This window comes from Hyphomicrobiales bacterium, from assembly GCA_017642935.1.
In the GTDB taxonomy this organism is placed as follows: domain Bacteria; phylum Pseudomonadota; class Alphaproteobacteria; order Rhizobiales; family MH13; genus MH13.
This window is the reverse complement of record JAEPOK010000003.1, coordinates 59,879-74,959: the sequence shown is the minus strand read 5'-3', so window position 1 is coordinate 74,959 and position 15,081 is coordinate 59,879. Positions and strand designations below refer to the sequence as shown.

Genomic DNA, 15,081 nt, shown 5'->3' with positions numbered 1-15,081 from the left:
GCGGACTGACGCGACCTTTGAGCGAGTTGACCTTGCGCTCTTATATCGGAACAAAGGGCGCGCGCACAGAAGATGCAGCGCAACATAATGGGCATGAAGGGCAAGAGCGATGACGAGCGAACGTGAATCGATGGAGTTTGACGTTGTCATCGTTGGCGCGGGGCCTGCCGGACTGGCCGCCGCGATACGACTGAAACAGGCCGATCCGGACTGCAATGTGGTGGTTCTGGAAAAGGGCGCGGAGGTCGGCGCGCATATTCTCTCAGGCGCCGTTGTCGACCCGATTGGTCTTGATGCGCTGCTGCCCGACTGGCGCGAGGACCCTGATCACCCACTCAAGACACACGTCACCCAGGACCGTTTCTACTATCTCGGACCGGCGGGTGGGGTGCGCTTGCCTAATTTTGCCATGCCGCCGCTGATGAACAATCACGGCAACTACATCGTCTCGCTGGGCAACGTTTGTCGTTGGCTCGCCGAAAAGGCTGAAGCGCTGGGTGTCGAAGTCTATCCGGGCTTTGCCGCGGCCGAACTGCTCATCAATGACGATGGCGCCGTGTACGGCGTTGCCACCGGCGATATGGGCGTTGGCCGCGATGGCGAGCCCACCGGCAATTACACGCCTGGCATGGAGCTGCACGGCAAGTACGTCCTGCTGGGCGAGGGCGTGCGCGGCTCGTTGTCGAAGCAGGCGATCGAACGGTTTGATTTGGCCAAGGACGCCGACCACCAAAAGTACGGTCTGGGCTTGAAAGAGCTCTGGGAGGTGAAGCCGGAAAACCATCATCCCGGCCGCGTGGAGCATGCCTTTGGCTGGCCGCTCGACAACACCACAGGCGGCGGTTCCTTCCTCTACCATTTGGAAGACAATCAGGTGGCGGTCGGCTTTGTCGTCCATCTCAATTACAAGAACCCGCACCTCTCGCCGTTCGAGGAGTTCCAGCGCTTCAAAACCCACCCGTCTGTCGCGCCAACCTTTGAAGGTGGCCGGCGACTGGCCTATGGCGCCCGCGCGATCTCCGAGGGCGGCTACCAGTCGGTGCCCAAGCTGGCCTTTCCTGGCGGCGCGCTGCTCGGCTGCTCGGCAGGGTTCGTGAACGTCCCGCGCATTAAGGGCTCGCACAATGCGGTGCTTTCCGGCATGCAGGCCGCAGACGCGGTGATCGCGGCGCTGAAAGAAGGTCGCTCCGGCGACACGCTGGAGGCCTATGAAGCCGGATGGCGATCCAGCGCGATTGGGCGCGATCTGAAACCTGTGCGCAACGTCAAGCCGCTTTGGTCGCGCTACGGCACCCGTATGGGCGTTATGATGGGCGGCCTCGATATGTGGATGGCAAGCAAGCTTGGTCTGTCGTTCTTCGGCACGTTGGACCATGGCAAGGCCGATCACGAAACCACGGTCGAGGAGTTCGCCGCCAAGCCGATCACCTATCCCAAGCCAGACGGCAAGCTAACCTTCGACCGTCTTTCCTCTGTGTTCCTGTCGAATACCAATCACGAGGAAGACCAGCCGATCCATCTGAAGGTCTTGGATGATCGCCTGCAGCGCAGCAGCGAGCTTGGCCAATATGGCGGGCCATCGGCGCGTTACTGCCCGGCCGGTGTCTATGAATGGGTCGATGATGGCGCAGACGGGCAAAGTGGCGATAAGCGCTTTCAGATCAACGCGCAGAACTGCGTCCACTGCAAAACCTGCGACATCAAAGACCCCAACCAGAACATCATCTGGACGGTGCCCGAAGGCTCGGGCGGGCCAAACTATCCGAACATGTAGATGAACACGTCCGCGCCCAAACGCGTGCTTTTGGCTGGCGCCACCGGCACCATCGGGCGGGCGGTGGCACGTGCCTTAGTGGCTGCCGGACATGACACGGTTTGCCTGATGCGCCGGGCAGGGCTCGAGGACCAGTTCCCCGGTGCGACCGTCCAGGTGGCCGACGTCACCGACCCGACCGGGCTTGAAGATGCCTTGGCCGATGAGCGCTTCGATACCGTGATCTCCTGCCTGGCTTCGCGCACCGGTGCGCCCAAAGACGCGTGGGCTATCGATCACCGGGCCAATCTGAACCTATTGAACGTCGCCAAAGCAGCCGCCGTGCCGCAGTTTGTTCTGCTCTCAGCCATTTGCGTGCAGAGACCCAAACTCGCCTTCCAGCAAGCCAAGCTCGCCTTCGAGAAAGTCCTCATCGACTCCGGCCTCACTTATTCGATCGTGCGCCCGACCGCTTTCTTCAAATCCCTTTCTGGCCAGCTGGATCGGGTGAAGGCGGGCAAACCATTTCTGGTGTTTGGCGATGGCACACTCACCGCCTGCAAACCGATTAGCGATGAGGATCTGGCCGACTTCATCCTAACTTGCCTGGACGACCCGAGCCGCCAAAACGCCATCCTGCCCATCGGCGGGCCGGGCGCGGCGCTGACCCCGCTCGATCAGGGCAAGGCTCTCTTTGAGGCTCTTGGGCGGGAGCCAAGGATCAAGTATGTCCCCGTTGCGCTGATCAGCACGATCATCGCTGCCCTGTCGAGCCTGGGAAGACTGGCGCCCAAACTCGCCGAGAAGGCCGAACTGGCCCGCATCGGGCGCTACTATGCAACCGAATCCATGTTGGTCTGGAATGAAGACGGGCAGCGCTACGACGCCGATGCCACACCCGCCCATGGCACTGACACGCTGGCTGATTTCTACGCCAAGCTCGCACGTGGCGAAGTGACCATTGAGCGCGGCGACCATGCGGTGTTCTGAACGCTTGTGATGCTGCCGGGAAAAAGCCATGGTTGCTGCACAAAACGCCAAAGCAAATCACCCGACACGCGTGCACCGCTTGAGCAATTGGGGCCGACGAAAAGGACCATGATGTTGAAATCCGCCGCATCCTCTCTGCTTGCCATCACTTTGGCGCTCGGCATTCAATCGCCTGCGTATGCCGACACGGTTGCTCAGCAAACCCATCACGCTGACGCTCTGGCGCCGCCGGTTGCAGCGCAAACCGCCACATCACTGTCCGGGCTCTATCTTGCGGCAACCCTTGCTGAAGCTGAGCGCGATATTCCCTCAGCAGCCGAGTTTTACCGCCAAGCCTATGAGCTTGAGCCGAGTTCGGAGCGCTTCCTGCACAGCGCTTTCACCATGGAGCTCGCCGATGGCCGTATGCCCGGCGCGCTTGATCTGGCGGCGATCCTGGCCGAATCCGGCGACACCGGCATGTCACGGCTGACGCTAGCGATGGATGCGGTGCGCCAACGTTCTTATAGGGCAGCGCTGCGCGAGCTTGAGACCTACCAGACCGACGGCTTTGGTGACCTGGTCTCCGTGCTTGTCGGCGCCTGGGTGTTCCATGGCAGCGGCGATACGGACGAAGCGCTGGAACAACTCGATGCGCTCGAAGGCCCTGCTTGGGTCGAACTTTACGGTGCCTATCACGCCGGCCTGATCCGTATGGCATCCGGCGATGTCGAAGGCGCGCTGCGCGACATGGAGCGCGCCTATTCCACCGATGCCGGTGCGTTGCGCCTCGTCCAGGGCTATGCCCAGGCATTGGTCGCCAACGATCAGAAAACCCAGGCCGAAGTGGTTCTGACCACCTTCCTTGAGCTTGCGCCGTTCAATGCGGTCATTCTCGCCGACTTGGAAGCGTTGCAGGCCGGTCAGCCCATTGGTCACCGCGTGACGACGCCGCAGCAAGGCGTTGCCGAGGTTGCTTATGGTTTGGGGCTGGCGTTGGGTCAGGATGGCGCTGAAGAAGTCGGCGCGATCTACCTCAATCTGGCGCTTTTTGTGCACCCCGAACACAACCTTGCCTGTTTCGGATTGGCGCGTGTTTACGAGTCCCTGGAGCTTTGGGAACGTGCTGTCGATTCCTATGAGGGCATGGGCGACTCGCATCCTCTCAAGCGCACCGCCGAAATTCGCCTAGGCGTCTTGCTCGATCAGCTCGAACGCCCCGACGAGGCCGACATGCACCTGGAGGCTTTGATCGAGGCCGATCCGACCGATCTGGAAGCGATCAACACCTTCGGTACCGTTTTGCGCTTTCGCCGTGACTTTGAGCGCGCCGCCGAAGTTTACTCGCTGGGCATCGAGACCATCACCGATCACCGCCGCGAGCACTGGCGCCTGTTCTACCAGCGCGGCATCGCCTTTGAGCGCACCGATCGCTGGACGCAGGCCGAGGCCGACTTTCTGACCGCGCTCGATCTGTTTCCCGATCAACCTGATGTGCTGAACTACCTTGCTTACACCTGGGTGGATCGCGGCGAGCACCTCGAGCGCTCTGTGGAAATGCTCGAACGTGCGGTCGAAATGCGCCCGGAGTCCGGTTACATCGTCGACTCTCTCGGCTGGGTCTATTTTCGCCTTGGCCGGTTTGACGACGCGGTCGAGCAGTTGGAACGCGCCGTCATTCTTGATCCCTCGCAAGCCGTCATTCACGACCATCTTGGCGATGCTTATTGGATGGTGGGGCGTCGTTTGGAAGCCCGCTTCCAATGGAGCCATGCGCGTGACCTGGACGATGCCGATGAGATTGACCCCGAAGCCATCCAACGCAAACTTCAGCGTGGCCTGACCCGCGAAGAGGTGGAGTCGGTTGGCATTTGGCCAGAAGGCTATGAAATTCCCACCATGCGCTGATGGCGAGCCGCCATGCTGGCGCCTGCCAAGCTGAACCTTGCGCTGCACGTCACCGGGCAGCGTGCCGACAGCTATCACACGCTGCATTCGTTGGTTGCGTTCGCCGATGTCGGCGATGAGATTTCAGCATCTCCTAGCGATACCGATCAGCTGACAGTCGATGGGCCGTTCGCTGATGGCGTTCCGCCACTCGCCGACAACACGCTCGGCGCCGCGCTTGCGTTGGTCCGCCATTGGGGCGAAGCACGCGATCCGGTTCGCATTCATCTGACCAAGAACTTACCCGTAGCCTCTGGCATCGGCGGTGGGTCGGCGGATGCCGCAGCGCTGATCCGTCTCCTGACCCGTGGCCGCGATTTGTCAGCGAGCGAACTGGCAGATTGCCTGGCGCTCGGTGCCGACGTTCCCATGTGTCTTGCCGGAACGCCAGCTATCGTCAGCGGCATCGGAGAGGAGCGCCAGCCTGCTTCTTTGCCTGCGGCGCATGTGGTGCTGGTCAATCCAGGCGTCGGCGTTTCGACACCAGACGTCTTCAAGGCGCTTGATCAGAAATCCAATGCGCCAATGCCGGAATGGCCGAAACCAGCCTCCTTTGAGGAATTGGTGGACTACCTTCAAATCACGCGCAATGACCTGATGGCGCCAGCTATTGGTTTGGAACCGCAGATTTCAAACTGCCTAGACGCGCTGACCCAAGCGCCGTTCGCCCGCATGTCGGGGTCCGGTGCGACGTGTTTTGCTTTGCTAGAGACCGCCGACGACGCCGCTGCGCTCGCCCAGAAGGTGGCGAATGGTCACCCCGATTGGTGGGTGACAAGCGGTGCTTTGACCTAACGCCAGCCGCCGTAGCGACCTTTGTAAAAGATGTGCAGACCGACGCGATCCAGGCGGATCATGCGCGGTGCCCAGCGCGGGCGGACATAGGTCGCGTGATAGTGAGTGGACTCTTCGATGGTATCGATCAGGTCACGGCCCTCGAGCACTTGACGCGCCACGCCTTCAGCCACATCCCAGGCAGCACGTTCGGTGATCCGCTCAGGAACGCCATCGCAAGCGAAGGAGAACTGGCAGCGATTGCGCCAATGCTGGTTCTGATAAACGACGCCACAGATTGTGTCGGGGAACTCGTCATGGTTCACCCGGTTCATGATCACCTGGGCAACCGCAACCTGTCCGCGGCGCGGCTCACCGCGCGCCTCGAAATAGATGCCTTCGGCAAGGCACTCAAACTGGCGATCATTATTCAAAAACGCCGATATCTGCTGCTGCCCTTCGGTCTCGGCCAACGCTGAGGTTGCCGCCGACGGATCGACCATCGCCATAGCGTAGTCGCTGGCGATGTTTTCGCCTGGCGTCCCGAACTCATCGAAAGCCTCGCCTGCCTCTTGCGGCTCATCCACGGTCGCCATCATGACGTCCGGGTCCGGCGCGATCATGCCGATATAGCCGCCAAAACCATCGGCCGGCAGGCTGGCAATCTCGACGCGAGCAAAGGGATGTTGGGTGAACAAGGATACTGGCGCGCGGCGCGCTTCGAGCAGCGCGTGGACGACCGGGGTGATCTCCATATTCGCACGTGCATCGCGCGCAACCAGCGGATCAGGGCCATCGGGCCTTGCATCCTGCGGAATGGAGCCGGTGATGATTGGATCGGCGGCCAGAACGGACGCGTTGGCCGGCGCTATGGCGGCCTGACGCACGCCGTCCTCGGCAAGGCGACCGACGCCGGCATGGGCGAGGCCTTCGCCGCGATCTTCATCAAGATGCAGCGTCGCCTCGTGAATGGAACCGGCTGGCGAGGCCATCAAGAAGGTCTGCCACCGCTCGGCGCCCGGACCGTCGAGCCCAAGAAGATGGGCGGCGTCCAGATGACCGGTCGTCGATGGCTGAGAAAGCGCAAGGAGGGAACCAAACAGCGCGAGCGCCGTTGATTTGGCGAGCGCATTGGCCCGCAGCTTGGCAAGCGAGGCACTAAGCCACTTGCCGGATTTCGTCGCCTTTGCCTCATCATCAGCAGACGGTCCACGACGGACCGTCAGCGTCAGTTTTTCAGGCAGGCGGTGTTTGGCGACAGGCTCAACACCAGACATGGATTCGCAACTCCTACGCAAAACCCCAACCGAAGCACGGCACACATGTGCGGCGTTCAACCCATCGCCATACCGTTGTTCAAATGTGGAGAGCTCCCATTCGCCGCATCTGAACAGTCTTGGTGATAGAGCGTTAACCTTGCAAAGCCGTAAAGCGCTGAAGGACAAAGCGTTTTGAGTTGGGACAGTTGGGTTAAGGCCGGTTAAGTCGCCTTAAGAAGAGCCTAAGAAACCGGCCCACCCAAAGCGTACAGGTGACGCGGATGCGCGTGTGTTTGGCGATCAATCATGGCCTGACAAGGGACGCCGTGTGGCAAGATCATGCGCGAAAAACCGCAGGCGAAAAGACGCCTGCGGCTTTATCCTATAGGGGCGGTGCTAAATCGCCTTTAGAGACCAAACTGCTCCTTGATGCCGGCGATAAAGGTTTCATCGTCCAACGCCTTGCGGTTGGCCATATACTGCGCGGCATCCTCGCCAGCGGTGTACCGCAGTTGATCGGAACCATCATTGACCGCATTCCAGATAACATCGGCAACCAGGCTCGGTTCAGATGCTTGGTCGCCGACATTGGCAAAACTCGCCATCAAAGCAGCAACAGTGCCCTGATACTCTGCAAGGCTCTCGTCGTTCTGGAAGTCGAACGAGCGACCGCCAAAGTCGGTTTTGATCATGCCAGGTTCGATGATCTTCACGCGCACGCCCAGTGGTTCCAACTCATAGTGCAGCGCTTCGGACAGGCCTTCCACGGCGAACTTGCTGCCATGATAAAGCGTGCCCAAGGGAAAGGTCATCTTGCCGCCGATCGATGAGATGTTGACGATGGTGCCGGACTTGGCGGCGCGCATATGGGGCAAAACCGCCTTGGTGGTACCCAGCAGGCCAATGACATTGGTGTCGAACTGCCGGCGTATGCCGTCCATGTCAAAGGCTTCTAACGGGCCATAGGCGCCGTAACCGGCATTGTTGACCAGAGCGTCGATGGCGCCAAACCGGGCCAACCCCTCTGCCACTGCCGCATCAATTGAGGCTTGGTCCGTCACGTCGAGCTTCGTAACCAGCACATTATCCAGCGCGGTCAGTTCAGTTTCCGTGTCCGGCGAGCGCATCGTGGCGATCACGTTCCAGCCCTGCGCTTGAAAGTGTTTGGCGGTGGCCTTGCCGATGCCCGAAGAGGCGCCGGTGATGAGTATGGTTTTCGCGGTGGAATCGGTCATGGATTGGCTCCTGTTGGGTTGATGAACAACAGATAGCCAGGCGGCGGCTGTCGCGCCTGCCAATTTCTCGCAAAATTTTGCCTATTTCTCCGAACGCTAGGATTTATCGTTGGCGTTTTTTCAGTCGTGTGCGAGAGTGAAGCCCAGAAGTCCAGGAGCGAACCGTGTTAAACACAATAATTTCAGATATTTACGATTTTTCTTCTCACCATCCACCGAGCGATGGTGTGAGCTTCTGTGAAGCCCCACGAATGGCCATCGTGCACGATCATAGGAAGCAATGTAGGCGTAAGCAGATATATCGGCCCGTCCTGTGTTTGGTGGCCCAGGGTGCCAAGGAGTTGATCTTAGGCCAACGCCGGTTGGTTATGCGTGCTGGTCAATCGATGATCGTCAGTCATGATTTGCCAGTAACGACGCAAGTCTTGGAGGCATCGCGATCCAAGCCCTATCTTGCCATCGTCATCGAACTGGACATGGCTCTGGTGCGCAGCCTTTACGATGAAGTCAGCGATGTGCTGCCATCGACCACCGCGGCCTACAGCATTGATGTCGGCGAGGCCGATCAGGGGCTAACAGATGCCATGCACCGGCTGCTGGCGCTCCACACCAACCCGCTCGACGCCCGGGTTTTGGAACCGCTTATCCGCCGCGAGATTCACTTCCGCCTATTGATGGCAGATCATGGCGGAATGCTGCGCGAGCTATTGCGGATTGATAGTCATGCCGTGCGGATCGCCAAAGCAATCAGACGTATTCAGGACAGCTTTCGCGAGCCTCTGGCCGTGCGTGATCTTGCGGCGCTGGCCGGCATGAGCGTCTCGACCTTTCACGAGCATTTCAAGGCCGTCACGGGCAACACGCCCCTTCAATACCAAAAGGCGATCAGGTTGATAGAAGCCCAACGGCTGCTGAACGAAACGAGTCGCAGCGTGTCGAGCGTCGCATTCGATGTCGGTTATGAAAGCCCAACCCAATTCAGCCGAGAATATGCGCGCAAGTTCGGCATGTCGCCGCGCGAGGAACGCAAGCAGGCCGTCGCCGCCTAACGTGAAAGCTTCTCAGCCGCCTGAAGAATTGCGCCGAAGGGGCCATTGGCTTGGTGCAGCGCAGCGTCTGTATCCAATTGCGAGGCGCCATGGCTGCCGAACCTGCGCGTGACGGCATCGTCAAGCAAATGCTCGGCTTGGCCCTGTCGGTCAATCTTTACGTCAGTGACAAGCGCGCTCACCAACTCATCAACGCCATCGCCGGTTCGCGCTGAAACCAAACAGACGCTCGGACCCTGGCCATCAAAGGCAGCAAGCCCAAGCGCGCCTTCCACATCGGCCCGCGCCCTGCGGGCGAGCGCGCCTGTGTCGGCTTTTGTCACGGCGATAACATCCGGCCATTCCATGATGCCGGCCTTCATGAACTGCAGGGCATCGCCCGAACCCGGCTGCACGCAAAGCAGGCTCCTATCGGCGATCAGTGCGACGTCAGCGTCCGACTGGCCTATGCCGACCGTTTCGACCAGCACCACGTCGAACAAAGCGCGCAGCAGCATCGTCGCGGCGATGGCGTGATCCGAAAGCCCTCCCAGTCGATCACGGGCAGCCAGCGAGCGCACGAAAAGTTTGGCATCTTCCGGGTCAAGGGAAAGCCGCGTGCGGTCGCCCAACAACGCACCACCGGTTTTTTGTGAGGATGGATCGACAGCGATCACAGCGACTGATTTCCCGGTCGCGCGAAGTCGTTCGATCAGGGCTTGGGTGAGGGTGCTTTTGCCAACGCCGGGCGGTCCAGTGAGGCCGATCACCATGCCTAATGGCGCGGCGAAGGCTTCATCAAGAAGCGCCGCATCCTCAACGGTCAGGTTCGTTCGATCAAGACGCGACAGCGCGCGGGCAATCGCGCGCTTGCCGCCGGTCTTTAAGTCCTCAAGAGGCACCAGACCCGTCAGACTGCTTCTCGCGCAGGGCAGCCTGAGCGGCGGCGAGACGCGCGATCGGCACGCGGAATGGCGAACACGACACGTAATCAAGCCCAACGGTTTCGCAAAAGCCGATGGAGGCGGGGTCGCCGCCATGCTCGCCGCAAATACCCATCTTCATTTGAGGGCTTACGGCCTTGCCCCGCTCGGTGGCGATTTTGACCAGTTCGCCGACACCATCCTGATCGAGCGTCACGAACGGGTCCTTGTCCATCACGCCCAGGCGCTCATAGGTGCCCAGGAACTGCCCGGCATCGTCGCGAGAAATGCCAAACGTCGTCTGCGTCAGATCGTTGGTGCCAAACGAGAAGAATTGCGCCGACTGGGCAATCTCGCCTGCACGCAGAGCGGCACGCGGCAGTTCGATCATCGTGCCCACCGTGTAGGGGATCGTGACGCCTTTCTCGGCCATCACCGCCTCGGCCACCCCGTCAATCGCGGCTTTGACGAAATCGAGCTCAGCCTTGGTGGCCACCAATGGCACCATGACCTCCGGTTCCACCGGGCTGCCGGTCGCAGCGGCGGCTTCGATAGCGGCTTCGAAGATAGCCCGGGCCTGCATACGGGCCACTTCGGGATAAGAAATCGCCAAACGGCAGCCGCGATGGCCAAGCATCGGGTTGAACTCGTGCAACTCGTTGGTACGCTCGCGCAACAGCTCGACATCCACGCCAATATCGGCGGCGACCGCGTCCATCTCTTCGTCGGTGCGCGGCAGGAACTCGTGTAGTGGCGGATCGAGCAGGCGGATCGTCACCGGCAGACCGGCCATGATTTCAAACAACTGTTTGAAATCCCCGCGCTGCATCGGCAGCAGCTTGTCGAGCGCCTTTTGCCGCTCAGCCGGGTCATCAGCGAGGATCATCTGTCGCACCGAGACAATCCGGTCGCCTTCAAAGAACATGTGCTCGGTGCGGCAAAGCCCGATGCCTTCAGCACCATATTTGCGCGCGGTTTCAGCATCTGCCGGCGTCTCGGCGTTGGTGCGCACCGTCATCCGGCGCGTTGCATCGGCCCATTCCATGACGGCGGAAAATTCGCCGGTCAGTTCCGGCTCTTGCATCGCCACTGCGCCAAGCATCACCTCGCCGGTCGCGCCATCGATCGTGATGGTGTCGCCAGCCTTCAGCTTGGTCGGACCGGAGGAAATGACGCCGGTATCATTGTTGATGCGTAAGCTACCTGCGCCGGACACGCAGGGCGTGCCCATGCCGCGCGCCACCACGGCGGCGTGGCTGGTCATGCCGCCACGCGCGGTCAAAATGCCCTTGGCGGCGTGCATGCCGTGAATGTCTTCGGGGCTGGTTTCCACCCGCACCAGAATGCAATCGCGGCCAGCGGCCGCCGCTTCTTCAGCCGCCGCCGAGGTCAGCACGATTTCGCCGGTCGCTGCGCCGGGCGAGGCCGGAAGTCCGCGCGCAATGATCTGGCGTTCGGCGTTCTCGTCGATGGTCGGGTGCAACAACTGATCGATGGCCGCCGGATCAAGCCGCATGAGCGCCTCATCGGAGGTGATCAGACCTTCGGCCACCATGTCGACGGCAATCTTCATCGCCGCCTTGGTGGTGCGCTTGCCGCTGCGGGTTTGCAGCATCCAGAGCGTCCCGTTTTCGACAGTGAACTCCATGTCCTGCATGTCGTGGTAATGCGCTTCGAGCACATCGCAATATTTGGTGAATTCCTCAAACGCGGCGGGCATCGCCTCTTCCAGCGATGGCGAGGCCACATCAGCCTCCTCACGCGCCCTTTTGGTCAAAGGCCGTGGCGTTCGAATACCGGCGACGACGTCCTCGCCCTGCGCATTGATGAGATACTCGCCGTAAAGCGCTTTTTCGCCCGTAGATGGGTTGCGCGTGAAGGCCACACCGGTTGCCGAGCGCTCGCCCATATTGCCGAACACCATCGCCTGCACATTGACCGCCGTGCCCCAGGTTTCGGGATAGTCGTGCAGCATGCGGTAGGTAATGGCGCGCGGCACCATCCAGCTTTTGAACACCGCGCCGACCGCGCCGTGCAACTGATCGAACGGGTCCTGCGGGAAAGCCTCGCCGGCATCCTCTTCGATGATGGCCTTGAACTGCTTGATCAGGTCGCGCCAATCATCGGCGGTCAGATCCGTGTCGAGTTCAACCCCGCGCGTATCCTTGGCGGCGCCGAGCGCGTCTTCGAACAGCTCATGATCGACACCCATGACCACATCGCCATACATCTGGATGAACCGGCGATAGCTGTCGCAGGCAAAGCGCTCATCGCCCGACAAACGTGCCAACGCCTCGACGGTGACGTCGTTGAGGCCGAGATTGAGCACCGTGTCCATCATGCCGGGCATGGAGACACGCGCGCCGGACCGCACGGACAGGAGCAGCGGATTATCGTTCGAGCCGAAGGTCTTGCCGGTGATCGACGCGATCTTGGCGAGCGCGCCATCGATCTGATCCATCAGACCATCGGGATAGGTTCGCTCATTGGCATAAAAATGCGTGCACACCTCGGTGGTGATCGTGAACCCAGGAGGCACCGGCAGGCCAATGCGGCTCATCTCGGCCAGATTGGCGCCCTTGCCGCCGAGCAGGTTGCGCATGGACGCTTCGCCGTCCGCGCTGCCGCCACCGAACGAATAGACCCATGCGTGAGCCGTGTCTGGATGCGCGGTTTCGGTCAAAACGGCAGCAGATGCGGTGGATGCATTCATGATGGTCAACGTCCCTTGGCGGGCAGTGGGTGGGTTAGGTGAGCCTGATCTGTGTGCGGTGCAATATCAGGGCCTAAGCCCTAACGCCACCGGGTCCTTCGGTCCATGGTCCATTGGATGGAACGGTTAAAGTCGAGCCGTTGTGCCCAGAAACCTTGCTGGTCTAGGTCACGCGGTCGATGCAGAACGCCACGGCATCCAGCAGAGCGTCCTTTTGTGGGCTCGCCGGTAGCCCATCGAGCGCGTCGGCTGCCACGGCGCCATAATGCTGTGCCCGGCTGATCGTGTCGGCAAGACCTTGGCGCTGTTTCACCAAAGTGATCCCACGTTCCAGATCGCCATCGTTCTGGTCACCGGCAACGATCACCCGATCCCAAAACGCTTTCTCATCACCTTCCGAGCGGCGGTAGGCGAGGATAACCGGCAGCGTGACTTTGCGCTCACGGAAATCATCGCCAATGTCCTTGCCGAGGTCCTTGGCCGACCCGCCATAGTCGAGCGCGTCGTCAACCAGTTGGAAGGCGAGACCCAGATTCATGCCATAGGAGCGCAGCGCCGCCCTTTCCACCTCGCCCAAACCGGCGACAATCGGCCCAACTTCGCAGGCTGCCGAGAACAGTGCGGCTGTTTTGGCGCGGATGACCTGCAGATAATCGTCTTCGGTGGTGTTGGTGTTCTTGGCGGTCGTGAGCTGAAGCACTTCGCCTTCGGCAATGATTGCCGAGGCTTTGGAAAGCACGTCCAGCGCGTCCATCGAGCCGACTTCCACCATCATCTGGAAGGCCTGGCCGAGCAGAAAGTCGCCGACGAGGACGCTCGCCTGATTGCCCCAGAGCATCCGCGCGGCCGGTTTGCCCCGGCGCATGTCGCTTTCATCGACCACATCATCGTGAAGAAGCGTGGCGGTGTGCATGAACTCAACGGACGCGGCAAGTTTCACATGACCATAGCCCTTGTAGCCGAACATTTCCGCGCAAAGCAGCGTCAATATTGGACGCAGGCGTTTGCCACCGGAATCGATCAGATGCTGCGCGACTTCCGGGATCATCCTCACGTCGGACCCGGTGCGCGACAGGATCATCGTGTTGACGTCCTGCATCGACGGACCGGAAAGCGCCATCACCCGGTCGAGATTGGCCTGCCCACCGGCCGGCCCACCAGCGCTTTTCGATTGATCTTGCTCCAGCGGGACGACAACACCCATCACGCAAACACCTTAAGTTTGGCCATCTGGCCGGAAGAGGAGAGGGGAATCGCGGGTCATCGACCGGCGCACCCCGCAATGAGAGCCCGTGCAAAGCACAGCTCGGCGCGCTTGAACAGTCCGGCAAACGGTCACGCCCCCATCGGCTTTGGCCGACGACCGCCCAGGGACTTGTCTTGGCCATCAAATAGCGTCAGGTGAAAGGGACCAAGGGGACAGCCGATGATCGAACTTTTCCGAACCAACGACATGGTGTTGATTTCCGCCACCGAGGCGGTGCTGAAGGAGTTCGACATCGTCTACTTCATCGCTGACGAGCATATGTCGATCCTGGAAGGCTCGATCGGCGTTCTGCCGCGCCGGGTGATGGTCGATGCCGACAGCAAGGCGCAGGCTGAACGCGTGCTGACCGAAGCAGGCATCATGCCGGTCTGAACGGTGGCAGAATTTCCAACGACAACCGATGCGTTTCTTGGCGGCCAGGTGATGCTGGTGCAGCCGGCAACAGACGCGCATCGCTCCGGCTCGGACGCTGTGTTTCTGGCGGCGACATTGCGCGGCGCCTCTGGTCGCATCTTGGATATGGGTGCTGGCGCTGGCGCCGTCGGACTAATGGCGAGCCATTTGAACCCCGAGGCCGAGATTGCCCTGGCCGAGCGCGACCAGCAGATGCTCGCTTGCTGCGCCAAATCGCTGGAGCGCAATCCAACCCTCGCGGCGCGCATGAAGGTGTTGGAGGTTGATCTTCTGAGCGCTGAACCCAAGCGCATCGCCTGCGGGTTGCAGCGCGCTGCTTTCGACCATGTTCTGTCCAACCCGCCCTATCGCAGGGCGGGACACGTGCGCTCCAACCCGGCCAAAGAGACCGCCCATGTCGTCAGCGACAGCGATCTGGACGGTTGGATGCGCACCGCCGCCAGCGTCTTGAAGCCCGGTGGATCGCTGACTCTGATCTTCGCCGCCGATGGTCTGATGGACGTCTTGGCGGCGTTTAAGGGCCGGTTCGGCGCGGTTTCGGTCCTCGGCCTTCACCCGCGTAGCGGCGTGCCGGCAGAGCGCGTGTTGATCCGCGCCATCAAGGGTCGCAAGACACCGCCACGCCTCCTGCCTGGGCTGGTGGTGCATAACGAGGATGGCAGCTACACTGCTGAGGCGCGTGCGATCCTGGATGGGACGGCGAGCATCGCGCTTAAGGGCGATGCGCCAAATGGCGAAACTCTTGCGCCAGCCGGTTCCTCGCACCATGTGGAACGCAGATAGCAACACAAAGGCTCTT

12 protein-coding genes are annotated in these 15,081 nt (G+C 60.9%); 7 read left to right on the top strand and 5 right to left on the bottom strand.

Going from position 1 to position 15,081, the window contains the following annotated elements; genetic code table 11:
- Window positions 1–109 precede the first annotated feature (109 nt).
- From JJ917_16605 to JJ917_16590, 4 genes are all read left to right on the top strand, one after another.
- A complete protein-coding gene (locus JJ917_16605) occupies window positions 110–1,774 on the top strand; it encodes an electron transfer flavoprotein-ubiquinone oxidoreductase (protein MBO6700450.1) in 1,665 nt (554 codons plus the stop codon).
- Window positions 1,775–2,743: an NAD(P)H-binding protein gene (locus JJ917_16600; GenBank protein MBO6700449.1), complete on the top strand. Its 969-nt coding sequence runs from the start codon at window positions 1,775–1,777 to the stop codon at window positions 2,741–2,743.
- Window positions 2,744–2,851: 108 nt separating this feature from the next.
- Window positions 2,852–4,630: a tetratricopeptide repeat protein gene (locus JJ917_16595; protein ID MBO6700448.1), complete on the top strand. Its 1,779-nt coding sequence runs from the start codon at window positions 2,852–2,854 to the stop codon at window positions 4,628–4,630.
- Between the two features lie 12 nt (window positions 4,631–4,642).
- Window positions 4,643–5,464, top strand: coding sequence for a 4-(cytidine 5'-diphospho)-2-C-methyl-D-erythritol kinase (locus JJ917_16590; protein ID MBO6700447.1), 822 nt, complete (start codon window positions 4,643–4,645; stop codon window positions 5,462–5,464).
- Here the strand turns inward: JJ917_16590 and JJ917_16585 are convergent.
- Together JJ917_16585 and JJ917_16580 are read right to left on the bottom strand one after the other, a co-directional pair.
- Complete coding sequence (locus JJ917_16585) at window positions 5,461–6,720, bottom strand: cell wall hydrolase (protein ID MBO6700446.1); 1,260 nt, start codon at window positions 6,718–6,720, stop codon at window positions 5,461–5,463. The genes JJ917_16590 and JJ917_16585 overlap by 4 nt on opposite strands.
- A 389-nt stretch (window positions 6,721–7,109) precedes the next feature.
- Window positions 7,110–7,937: an SDR family oxidoreductase gene (locus JJ917_16580; GenBank protein MBO6700445.1), complete on the bottom strand. Its 828-nt coding sequence runs from the start codon at window positions 7,935–7,937 to the stop codon at window positions 7,110–7,112.
- 251 nt (window positions 7,938–8,188) lie between these two features.
- Here JJ917_16580 and JJ917_16575 point away from each other — a divergent pair, with 251 nt between their 5' ends.
- Complete coding sequence (locus tag JJ917_16575) at window positions 8,189–8,986, top strand: AraC family transcriptional regulator (GenBank protein MBO6700444.1); 798 nt, start codon at window positions 8,189–8,191, stop codon at window positions 8,984–8,986.
- Here JJ917_16575 and JJ917_16570 read toward each other — a convergent pair.
- From JJ917_16570 to JJ917_16560, 3 genes are all read right to left on the bottom strand, one after another.
- Complete coding sequence (locus tag JJ917_16570; GenBank protein MBO6700443.1) at window positions 8,983–9,870, bottom strand: ATP/GTP-binding protein; 888 nt, start codon at window positions 9,868–9,870, stop codon at window positions 8,983–8,985. The genes JJ917_16575 and JJ917_16570 overlap by 4 nt on opposite strands.
- Window positions 9,857–12,601: a pyruvate, phosphate dikinase gene (locus JJ917_16565; protein ID MBO6700442.1), complete on the bottom strand. Its 2,745-nt coding sequence runs from the start codon at window positions 12,599–12,601 to the stop codon at window positions 9,857–9,859. Before JJ917_16565 ends, JJ917_16570 begins: the two co-directional genes overlap by 14 nt.
- Before the next feature lie 163 nt (window positions 12,602–12,764).
- Window positions 12,765–13,805, bottom strand: coding sequence for a polyprenyl synthetase family protein (locus tag JJ917_16560; protein MBO6700441.1), 1,041 nt, complete (start codon window positions 13,803–13,805; stop codon window positions 12,765–12,767).
- A gap of 222 nt (window positions 13,806–14,027) precedes the next feature.
- On the opposite strand from JJ917_16560, the gene JJ917_16555 reads away from it, so the two are divergent.
- Complete coding sequence (locus JJ917_16555) at window positions 14,028–14,240, top strand: DUF2007 domain-containing protein (protein ID MBO6700440.1); 213 nt, start codon at window positions 14,028–14,030, stop codon at window positions 14,238–14,240.
- Window positions 14,241–14,243: 3 nt separating this feature from the next.
- A complete protein-coding gene (locus JJ917_16550; protein ID MBO6700439.1) occupies window positions 14,244–15,065 on the top strand; it encodes a methyltransferase in 822 nt (273 codons plus the stop codon).
- The last annotated feature ends 16 nt before the right edge of the window (window positions 15,066–15,081 follow it).